5 protein-coding genes and 1 pseudogene are annotated in these 3,111 nt (G+C 72.5%); 1 reads left to right on the top strand and 5 read right to left on the bottom strand.

Annotated elements, in window-relative coordinates; translation table 11 throughout:
- Together AC1DTF_RS32275 and AC1DTF_RS32270 are read right to left on the bottom strand one after the other, a co-directional pair.
- The coding region (locus tag AC1DTF_RS32275) for a WXG100 family type VII secretion target (RefSeq protein ID WP_477477026.1) at nucleotides 1-607 on the bottom strand (607 nt) is incomplete at its 3' end.
- A 19-nt stretch (nucleotides 608-626) separates the two neighbouring features.
- Nucleotides 627-932, bottom strand: a complete 306-nt coding sequence (locus AC1DTF_RS32270) for a type VII secretion target (RefSeq protein WP_477477025.1) — start codon at nucleotides 930-932, stop codon at nucleotides 627-629.
- A gap of 65 nt (nucleotides 933-997) precedes the next feature.
- On the opposite strand from AC1DTF_RS32270, the gene AC1DTF_RS32265 reads away from it, so the two are divergent.
- Complete coding sequence (locus tag AC1DTF_RS32265; RefSeq protein ID WP_477477024.1) at nucleotides 998-1,609, top strand: class I SAM-dependent methyltransferase; 612 nt, start codon at nucleotides 998-1,000, stop codon at nucleotides 1,607-1,609.
- Here AC1DTF_RS32265 and AC1DTF_RS32260 read toward each other — a convergent pair.
- The 3 genes and pseudogenes from AC1DTF_RS32260 to AC1DTF_RS32250 form a co-directional block, all read right to left on the bottom strand.
- Nucleotides 1,586-2,116: a hypothetical protein gene (locus tag AC1DTF_RS32260; protein WP_057169504.1), complete on the bottom strand. Its 531-nt coding sequence runs from the start codon at nucleotides 2,114-2,116 to the stop codon at nucleotides 1,586-1,588. The genes AC1DTF_RS32265 and AC1DTF_RS32260 overlap by 24 nt on opposite strands.
- Complete coding sequence (locus AC1DTF_RS32255) at nucleotides 2,113-2,646, bottom strand: hypothetical protein (protein WP_477477023.1); 534 nt, start codon at nucleotides 2,644-2,646, stop codon at nucleotides 2,113-2,115. The genes AC1DTF_RS32260 and AC1DTF_RS32255 overlap by 4 nt, the downstream gene beginning before the upstream one ends.
- Nucleotides 2,647-2,724: 78 nt before the next feature.
- Nucleotides 2,725-3,111: pseudogene (locus AC1DTF_RS32250) on the bottom strand (hypothetical protein); the annotation flags it as partial.

The raw sequence follows: 3,111 nt of genomic DNA, 5'->3' as shown, positions 1-3,111 counted from the left end.
GTGCATCCCACCACCGCTTGACCTCGCGCGGATCATCTCCCGCCGGCATTTGCGCACCCCGAGCGCAGGATCCGAATCGCTGTGCCGGCAGGTCCAGACCGGCGACGGCCGCGCCCAGCTGCCGGCTCAGGTCGCGGTCGGTGATGTCGAACTGCGCGAGCATCGTTTTGAGTGTCATCGCGTGGGTGGCCGCCAGTTGTCGCAGCCGCGTGTCGTGTACGGGGCTGAGGCTGCGGTGGTGATCGAGCATCGAACCGGGACGCACCGACACCGAGCCGTCGGGCGCGATGAGCCAGCCCTGGGCGGTCAACCGGCCGACCACGGCGACGAGTTGCGTCCGGGTGTGTTCCAGGCTGCTGCCGCCGTCGGACAGCAGGGTCGCGGCGCGCACGAGCGCGTCGTGCATCTGCTGCATGCGCTGCACGGTGGGCGCGACCGTGTCGTGAGCGGCATCGGAGGCGACGCCCCGCCAGCCCGACCGCAGCATGTGCAGGGTGGCGCGCTGCTGGTCGATCCTGCCTGCCAGCCGGGCTGCGTGCCTGCCGAGTTCGACGCCCGAGCGCTCCAGCTGGTCCGGTTGAGAACCTTGAACCTGTGGAATCGTCACCGGCATAACGGCATTCCCGTCAGATCGTTCCCGCGATCTGACCCAACCGGCTACCCAGAGCGTCGTCGGTACGACGGTAGGTGTCCGCGGCGGTGTTGAGTTTGGCCGCATGCGCGGACAATTCTTCACCGATGGCGGCGCCGGCCTTGTCGATCGCCGATGCCGCGAAGGCGAGCGCGGCACCGCTGCGCAACTGGGACACTCCGGCGGCAGCCCCGTTCAGGGATTGTCCGGCCGCCATCGCCGCGACGGCCGCGCCCACCTCACCTTCGGCCGACGCCGCCGCGTCCAGCCGCGAGGGGTCGACCCGCAGTGTGGATGACATAGCCCTCATCCTAAGGTCGCCTGCGCACCGCCCCACGCACCTTTTCGGCGCCGCTGGCACAGTGGATGGACATGGGGTCCTCCACCGACGAGTACTGGAACCACAACACCGCCTACCACCCGTGGTTGCTCGACATCGCCGCGCGACGACCGGGTGACGTGCTCGACGTCGGTTGCGGCGACGGGCTTCTGGCGCAGCGGCTGGCACCGCTGTCGCGCACCGTCACCGCGATCGATCCTGACGCGTCGGCCGTCCGGCGGGCTGTCGAGCGAGTCGGCACGCTGCCCGAGGTTGAGGTACGCGAATCTGTCTTCGACACCTTCGATCCCGGACCGCGGCGATTCGACCTGATCACCTTCGTGGCGAGCCTGCACCATATGGATACCCGGGCAGGTCTGGCCCGGGCGTGCGACCTGCTGAACCCGGGTGGCACCATCGCCGTGGTCGGGCTCAGCGCGAACAAGACTGTCCGCGACTGGATCTGGTCAGCGGTGTGCCTGCCCGCGGTGCGCGCCGGGTCGTGGCGGCATTCCGAGGTCCCTGATATCGGCGTGCCCGTCGCCGACCCGCGTGAGTCTCTCGATGAGATTCGACGCGTGGCCGGCGACGTGCTGCCGGGCGCCGTGATCCGGCGTGCCCTGTATTACCGCTACCTATTGCGCTGCACGCTTGGGTGATTGATCCCAGTCGTCCTGTCGGACCGTTGCTGCTGCCGTGGCGTCCGGCATCACACTGCCGGTCCCCGGCGTCGACAACGACCATCCGCCCACACCTTCACAGACCAGGTCGGTCGGCATGGACACCTGTGTCGGCACCGGCACCGGGAGTCCGCTCACCGAAGGCATGTTGAGCTGAGGCGTCGGGAGCATGCCCGTCAGGCCTGTGCCGCTCGGCATGCCGAGCGAGGGCTGCGGAAGCATTTCGGCGAGGATGCCGGTCACACCAGCCAGCGGTGCCATGACCATCCCTGGAATACCCGATGCCGCACCGGCTGCGGGTGCCATCACACCGGGAATCCCGGCGAAGGCGGTACCGCCACCACTGCTCACTCCCGCACTGCCGCCACCCACGGCCGCTGCGGGCGCCGCCGCCTGAACGGCTGCCACCGCAGGTGCGGTCACGGCCTGCACGGCTCCGAGTCCTCCGGTGCTGGCCATCAGCGGTCCGACGACCGCGGCGTTCACGCCGCCGGCTCCGGCACCACCCGCACCGGCTGCGCCTGTCGCGCCACCGCCGGCCGCACCGCCACCGGCCGCGCCACCGCCGCCGGCTCCCGCGCCGCCCGCTCCGGCACCACCCGCGCCACCACCGCCACCGGCTCCAGCGCCTCCTGCACCACCGGCACCGCCGCCTGCCGCGCCACCGCCGCCGGCACCACCTGCGCCACCGGCACCAGCACCGCCACCGCCTGCACCACCGGCCGCTCCGCCACCACCGCCGGCACCAGCACCACCGGCGCCACCACCGCCACCGGCACCTCCAGCGCCACCACCGGCTCCGGCCCCGCCGGCTCCGGCGCCCGCATCACCCGCGGGGATCGCCACTGCGGCCGCGTCCTCGATCGCACCGGCGGCCGGGCCACCGACACCGGCTGCGTCCGCGAGCGGAAGTCCACCACCGACACCTGCGGCATCGGCGAGCGGAAGTCCACCACCGGCACCTGCGGCATCGGCGAGCGGAAGTCCGCCACCGCCGGAGCCCTGCGCGATGACACCTTCAGCAGCTGCGAGGCCGCCGGGCGCCGCGCCTGCGGCGTTGTCGAGGAGTCCTGAGTTGAGTCCGGTGTTCGCCATCAACGGGCCGACCACCGACGTGTCCACCAGCGGAGTGCCCGCAGGCACACCGGCCGCGTCCACCAAAGGCGCACCTGCCGGTGCGCCGCCTGCGATCGGAGCGCCGCCGCCAACCGGGGCACCTCCGCCCACGGGTGCGCCACCTCCGACCGGGGCACCACCACCGACYGGCGCGCCGCCGCCCACGGGTGCGCCACCACCGACCGGGGCACCACCACCCACGGGTGCACCACCACCGGCGCCTGCCGGAGCGCCACCGGCGGCACCGCCACCGGCGGCACCGCCACCGGCGGGAGCACCGCCACCCGCGCCGCCGGCCGCCGGAGCACCGCCACCGACAGCACCCGCGTCTCCACCTGCACCGCCCGCACCGGCACCACCTGCAC

It is taken from the genome of Mycobacterium sp. P4_H6 (assembly GCF_056400845.1).
The sequence above is the reverse complement of the archived record's forward strand: the minus strand, read 5'-3'. Positions and strand labels throughout refer to the sequence as shown.